6 protein-coding genes are annotated in these 6,752 nt (G+C 47.7%); 5 read left to right on the forward strand and 1 reads right to left on the reverse strand.

Annotation, left to right across the window (positions count from 1 at the left end; genetic code table 11):
• The 5 genes from ACEW9J_RS05505 to ACEW9J_RS05525 all read left to right on the forward strand — a co-directional run.
• Positions 1–1,339, forward strand: a 1,339-nt coding sequence (locus ACEW9J_RS05505; protein ID WP_373544133.1) for a DUF4114 domain-containing protein, incomplete at its 5' end; no start/stop codon positions are given.
• A gap of 264 nt (positions 1,340–1,603) precedes the next feature.
• Positions 1,604–2,827 carry a DUF4331 domain-containing protein gene (locus ACEW9J_RS05510; protein ID WP_373544134.1) on the forward strand — a complete coding sequence of 408 codons (1,224 nt, stop codon included), beginning with the start codon at positions 1,604–1,606 and terminating at the stop codon, positions 2,825–2,827.
• 329 nt (positions 2,828–3,156) lie between these two features.
• On the forward strand, positions 3,157–3,798 hold the full coding sequence (locus ACEW9J_RS05515; protein WP_373544135.1) for a hypothetical protein: 642 nt from the start codon (positions 3,157–3,159) through the stop codon (positions 3,796–3,798).
• Entirely contained in the window at positions 3,746–5,197 is a 1,452-nt protein-coding gene (locus tag ACEW9J_RS05520; protein WP_373544136.1) for a tetratricopeptide repeat protein, read from the forward strand. Before ACEW9J_RS05515 ends, ACEW9J_RS05520 begins: the two co-directional genes overlap by 53 nt.
• Before the next feature lie 90 nt (positions 5,198–5,287).
• Entirely contained in the window at positions 5,288–6,412 is a 1,125-nt protein-coding gene (locus ACEW9J_RS05525; protein ID WP_373544137.1) for a HupE/UreJ family protein, read from the forward strand.
• Here the strand turns inward: ACEW9J_RS05525 and ACEW9J_RS05530 are convergent, their stop codons facing one another.
• Positions 6,413–6,613, reverse strand: coding sequence for a hypothetical protein (locus ACEW9J_RS05530; RefSeq protein ID WP_373544138.1), 201 nt, complete (start codon positions 6,611–6,613; stop codon positions 6,413–6,415). It abuts the gene before it with no gap.
• Positions 6,614–6,752: the final 139 nt, after the last annotated feature.

The raw sequence follows: 6,752 nt of genomic DNA on the forward strand, positions 1-6,752 counted from the left end.
AATTGGCGGTGCTGGCGACGATCTGATTTTTGGCGGCTTGGGCGGCAATACTCTTACTGGCGGTGCGGGTCAGGATTTATTTGTGCTCTCAGGAGTAAATTTACCCAAAACCCCGAATACGATTACGGACTTCAATCTGCTTGATGATACGATCCAAGTCGATCTGGCAACTGGTGGCAAGGTTAGTGATGTGACTACTACGGTCGTTGGTACTGATACCAGTATTAGCTTTGGCAGTACCCAACTAGCCATTGTCAAAAATGCCAAGCTAAGTGCCAATGACATCATAATTTCCACATTTGTCCCAATACCGATCGCTGGCATCAGTTTAGCTCAAAATCTATTGACAACTGACACGACAGTTACAGGCTTTGGTGTCAGTGCGATCGCTCAGAAAGCGGGTACTAAAGTCAATGAAATTGGGATCTTCGCAGTCGATGATGCTACGGGAAAAGTCGGCGGTATTGCCGTGGGTGAGGCAGGTTATCTCAAAGCTGTCACCGACTCCGCCAGACCGATCTTCGCTAGTTTGGGTGGAACTTTCTTTAGTCGCAATAGACAAGAGATTGGCTTAGATCCCAATAAAACATATCAATTTTTCCAGGTGCAGGACGGATCTATCGCCGATCTGCAACAACAGCTTGCTAGTAACAGAACACCGACTAATATCCTCTTCGCTCGCCCTGATGCGAGTGGAAATAGCCCGATTAAAGTCACTAATAATAGTACGAATGATGGCTATAGAGTATCAGTTAATAATGATGAACTGGTCTTGAATGTCGCGAAACTAGATGGTGCAACCCCAAATATCGCGATCGGTGCTAAATCGCAAGGGTTGGCGCAAGGACGGACGATCGATCTGACTGGCTTTGCAGCCACACCAATCAAGGTCGATATTACTACCACCAGTTCCGCAGGCTATAACAACAACATTGGTTTTTATGCGGTCGAAGATGCGATCGGGACGATCAAACTAGCCAGTGGTACTACACTCAAACCTGGCGATGCCAACTATGCCATTGAAGCGATCCGAAGTGTGGTATTGCAAGCAGGTAAAACCGATAGTAAGACTAACCAAGACCTAGTTGGCGGTAAGCTGTACGCGCCTGTAATCGTCGCACAAGGATCGTTGACTGATTTTGTCAGCAGAAATGTCAATAACAACAGTACTGACCCTAATGCGATTCATGCGTACTTCAATTATCTCGGTGCCAACCCCGACCAAATCGACCATTTCCGCTTACTGGGTAACAATACTTTCGGCGTCGAGGATCTCTATGGTGGTGGCGATCGCGATTTCAACGATGTAGTTGTCAATATCAACGTCAAAACTGCTTAGATTTTGAGACAGCAATCGTACCGATCGCGCCAACTAAAACAGGCGGATGTGGCGCAAGGATTGCTGTGAGACTACTTGCGCCACATCCACTACTAAATTTTGCACTTAGCAAGTTTAGGTTTAGATCGTTTGCACCCTCGCTCATGCCGTTGGGCGATGCTCGATCGTTTATTGCTTGCTAGTTGAAGCCGTTCTGAAACTAGTAACGTATGTTCTGATGGAGCCACAAATCTATCCACCGTCTAATTAACAATAGGATCTGATATGTCATTTGGAATTTTTAAGTTTGCTAAACTCAACTGGAAAAAATCGCTAATTTTGGGTGGGATCTCGATCGCCGCGATCGTCGCAGCCACTGGCTTACCTCAATATTTGATGGCTTCCGATCACGATGATGGCGAGGTCGATTACAAAGGTCGCAGTTTGAATTTGACCGACTTGTACGCATTTCGGGAACAAGATCAAAATCCTGGGGCAAATCCTGGCGATTTAGTCTTGGTAATGAATAGCAACCCGCGATCGATCGCTCGTCAGCAATATTTCTTTAGTACCAATGCCCGCTACGAATTTAAAATCACTCGTGTAGCCGACAAGGATGCGACCCCCACAGGGCAAGAAGATATCACCCTCCGCTTTGAATTTAGTGCACCCAACGAGCAACAACAGCAACAAGTTAAGTTGACTGTCATCAAAGACGGACAAGAAACCTCCGCTACCAACCTCCGCACCACGCCGCTCGGTGCCCCCAGACCGATCGTCAATCAACTGTCATCCTCAGGTACCAAGCTTTCTGTCTTTGCAGGGTTACGTGAAGACCCATTTGTCTTTGATGTCGAACAATTTTTCCGAGTTCGCGCTGGTGCCCTGGGGATCGGCCCCGCCGTTGGCTTCCGTCCGCCAGCTCAAGCTGCGGACTCATTCAAAGGTTTTAACGTCAACGCGATCGCGATTCGGATTCCCCAGCAATTTCTCCAAGGTAGCAGTGGTGCCACTACCTATGATATCTGGGAGACAATTTCCCTCCGAGATCCGGCAACTGGCAAATATCAACAAGTAGAACGCCTCGCCCGTCCCGCTATCAACGAGGGCTTGATCGTCAGCAATAACTTGCTCAATATCTTTAATAGCGTGCCACCTACCGCCGATCTCACTCCCGCTGCGGCACCGATTGGCGCAGAAGCTGTCCGCACACTCAAAGCCTTGGGCAATGATGATGCCAGGACTAACGCCTTGTTGGGTGCCTTCCTACCAGATGTGATGCGGATCGATACTACTGCGGCGAGTGGCTATGGTAATGCCCTCAATGCCAAAGGTAGCCCCATTCGCGGACGGCTAATCAAGGATGATGTCATCGACATCACTCTAAGCGTCCTCACCAACGGTAAAATCACCAGTGATAATGCCTCCTACGAAGGCACTCCAGGTAACGCCGCTCAAGGACACAAGCCATTGGAAGGGAGTTTTCCTTATCTAGCATTGCCAAACTAGGTAAATAGTTGACAGTTGACAGTCGATCGCTAGCTTGATGTAGGGTGTGTTGGGCTGCTGCCGTAACGCACCAATGTCTGATACTAGAGCATAAATCAGCCCTGCCTCCGGTAATAGCCCTACCGCTTCTTATACACAAGTTATTTGAGCTACTGCGGAGATCTTTACCCCACCCCAGCCCTCCCCTTATCAAGGGGAGGGAGCTAGAAGCCCTCCCCCTTGATAAGGGGGGGTTGGGGGGTACCATCAAAAACGCAGTCTAGCCGACTTGTCGGTATGCGGTAGGTGATGGGCTGGGGTTTGGGTTCAATTCCCCCCTCTGCCATATTATGAAATCTGCTCTACTTACTTCTGTCATATTAGGGGTGATGACGATCGCGTCTCCCACTTACGCTCAATTTTCTTCATTCCCAGTCAGCTCCGATGCTTGCTCCACTCTGTGCCTCAAGCTCGATCTTGGCTCGACCAATAATGACTCTTTCGGCGGTTTTAATAATAGTTTTAATAGTGGTTTCAATACTGGTTTCAATAATAATTCCAGTTCTGGCTCCAGTGGCATCCGGTGGCAGGTTGGGGTGACTTGGCGACTGACGGCACCAGACGTTTCACTAGCAGAAACCGAGCGTGTCAAACGCCAACTCGAAGACAATCGCAGCTTGATGCTTGCCCTCGCCGAGGCAATTACTCAAAACAAAACTGAACTGGCGAATGGGCTAGCGATCCTGTTGGCTCCTCGACTAGGCTATGGCGATCCTCGCAAACTACTTGCCGATCTCAAAGCCGGATCGATGAGTATTGGTTCAGCGAAAATCCAGCTCCAACCAGCAACTACCCCCGCGATCGCAGCCCCGATTCAGATCCAGCCTGGAACTACCCCCGCGATCCCACCTCCGATTCAGATCCAGCCTGGAGCTACCAATGCCGCTCCTGCACCGATCGATCCTCCTGCAACTATTATCGAGCTGCGGTAACACCACTAACTACTCAATCGCCATGCAAATGTCCCTCTTCAAACGATCGTTCCAGCGGAAATGGTGGTTATTCGCGCTGCTAGGGATTGGTAGCTCGATCGCGTTGGCGACTGTACTAGCCGCCCCGCGATCCAGTTCTGCCTGGAAATATCGATTTCAGCGTCCACCCGTCGGCAGTATTACCAAAAATATCCAACAGGAAATCGCCTTTCATCAACGCATCATTCAACAGCAACCGACAGCCGGATTGGCTCGATCCGCATTAGCTCAAAATTACTTAAAAATGGCGCGGGCAACTGGAGACAGTAGTTGGTATCTCCTCGCGCAGCAGACAGCAGAGCAATCGCTCGTCCATTTACCATTTGAAAACTATGGGGCAATTTTAGTCCTCGCGAAGGTGGCAGTTTCCAAGCATGAGTTTACTCAGGCTCTAGCCCTGCTCAAACAACTTCCCCCACAAGCTGAATCCCTACCGTTGTTGACCACTATCCATCTAGCTTTAGGTGATGTCACAATCGCCCAGAAAACTGCGGATACCTCGGTGCGACAGCTACCCACACTCGGCAATCTTGCGCTCAGAGCCTTGGTAGGTGTCGCACGCGGCAATGACACAGCCGCGATGCGAGATTTCCAAGCGGCAATCGCAGCGGAGGAGCCAGATGAGTCGGGAAGTTCGGCGTGGGTACGGACGCTATTGGGACGACTTTATTACAAGCGGGGACAACTTCAGCAGGCGGAGGAGTTGTATCAGTCTGCCCTCGAAATTTTACCTAAATATCCCCCAGCTTTATTAAATATGGCGGAGTTATCAGTGCGACGGTGGCAAGCCGATCCCACTCAGCCGCAGGCTCGGCAGCAGGCGATCGAATTATACGATCGCTTTTTGCTCACCAACCAACAAAGTCCGACAGTCTACGATCATGCTGCTCTCAGAGGTTTGGCACGAGTACAACGATTGCAAGGAGATCTTACTACAGCCGATCGCACTTGGGAGCAAGCGGCGTCGAAATTGAGATCGGATCTCACAGGTTTCGGACATCGGCGGGAGTTAGCTCAATTGTTAATGGAACGCGTACAGGGAGCTGATAAATCGGCAGCTTTAACCTTGATGCAGGCTGAAATTAAAATCCGTCAAGATCCCGAAACTTGGGATACGTTGGCGGCTGCTCACTTGCAGATGGGACAGCTAGAGGAAGCCCAGACGGCGATGGAGATGGCTTTGAAGTCAGGAATTCGCGATCCGGGGTTATTCGATCGAGCAGCAGTTATCGCTCAAGCTAGGGGGCAATCAGCACAAGCACAACAGTATCGAGCACTGGTGAAGTCAATCGATCCCACCTTCGATGCTGGAGCTAGACAGGCTCTAGGCTTGGGTGTCGGATTGTCAGGGTTGAATTAGGGCGAGCATCTAGATGCCTGACCCTGACTGCTCACTGTTTCTGCCACACTAATTAAAATTCGATCGGTTGTAAACTTAGGAATAAACTTTATGTTAGAAAATGTTCGATCCTTTTATCGCCAAATATCTCAGGTTTGGAAAATCGCGATCGCTTGGGGTTTGGGACTATTAATGGTTTTGGGTTTGGGACTTCCCAGTCAGGCTCATTGGGCGGATTTGGCTGTAGCCGATATTCAGATTGAGAACCAAAATGTTAATATGAATTTGACAGTACCGACTGGGTTGTTCGCACAGTTTGATGATGACAAAAACCAACAACTATCGGTAGAAGAAGTAACTAAATATCAACCAGAGCTTCAGAAATTCTTGAGCGAAAAAATTCAACTCACAGCAGCTAAAGTCAAGTACGATACTTTAATAGTCAGCTCGACGACTGCTAAAAAGTTATCATCCAATCTTATCGCTACCCCAGAGAATCACAGCAATTTGCAATTGATTTATCGGTGGGCACAACCGATAAATCAATTGCAAATGAATTATGATTTATTCGTACCGGGAGTCAATACGGCGCGTTGTCTAGCACAGGTATTTAGAGACGGTAGGGTCGATAATATTGTCTTTACACCGATCTCCAAAAATGCAGCTTTAATCGATGCACCGATCTTACAGCAGATTAGTAGCTTTGTCGGACTAGGGATCGAGCATATCTTTACTGGATACGATCATATTTTATTTCTAGTTAGTCTACTGATGTTAGGCGGATCTTTAGGTTATTTGATTAAGGTAGTTACCGCCTTTAGCATTTCTCATTCTATTACTTTATCTCTTGCCGTTTTAAATATTGTTTCTGTGCCGAGTCGCTGGGTTGAAATTATAATTGCACTATCGATCGCGTATATTGCTGCGGAAAATTTGTGGCGAAAGGAGCCTAATCTAGCGAGATGGCAGTTAGCTTTTGGGTTTGGTTTGATTCATGGATTGGGATTTTCTTCGGCTTTACAGGAATTGGAATTACCGCGAAATAATTTAGTGGTTTCTCTAATTAGTTTTAGCGCAGGTATCGAAATCGGTCAGATATCGATCGTGTTATTAACTTATTTATGTCTATCCTATCTGCGTAGATTCCCCTGGGATCTCACTATTCGTCGGCTAATTTCGGTAGGGATAATTGTGATGAGTGCGATCTGGTTTTGTGAGCGCGCTTTTATAGGCTAGTTAATAAATCGCGATATTACTAACCGATCGCCGGAGTTCGCTTATGGCTATACCTGTACCTTTTGTTTTGGCAGTCGCGACACAGAGATCGATCGTTTGTTGCAGGGAAAGATTGGGGAAATAACGACTATTTTCACTAACTTGATACTTACCATCTACTAACTGATAGATCGTAAATCGATCGTTTTTAAATAACCACACGGCTCTCCTCTGAAAACAGGGTAAAATGTAGCGACAGCTACGTTTTACCCTCATACTGGCTATGGACTTTCACCTGAATTCTCTTCTTGATTTATCTCAAGCTACAGTTTTCACTTGTTACCATGAAACGGATTTTATT

It is taken from the genome of Chamaesiphon sp. (assembly GCF_041737865.1).
Taxonomy (GTDB): domain Bacteria; phylum Cyanobacteriota; class Cyanobacteriia; order Cyanobacteriales; family Chamaesiphonaceae; genus Chamaesiphon.

Coding starts and splice junctions, on each gene's coding strand:
- ACEW9J_RS05510 (WP_373544134.1), top strand. CDS start 1,604: ATGTCATTTGGAATTTTTAAGTTTGCTAAACTCAACTGGAAAAAATCG.
- ACEW9J_RS05515 (WP_373544135.1), top strand. CDS start 3,157: ATGAAATCTGCTCTACTTACTTCTGTCATATTAGGGGTGATGACGATC.
- ACEW9J_RS05520 (WP_373544136.1), top strand. CDS start 3,746: ATGCCGCTCCTGCACCGATCGATCCTCCTGCAACTATTATCGAGCTGC.
- ACEW9J_RS05525 (WP_373544137.1), top strand. CDS start 5,288: ATGTTAGAAAATGTTCGATCCTTTTATCGCCAAATATCTCAGGTTTGG.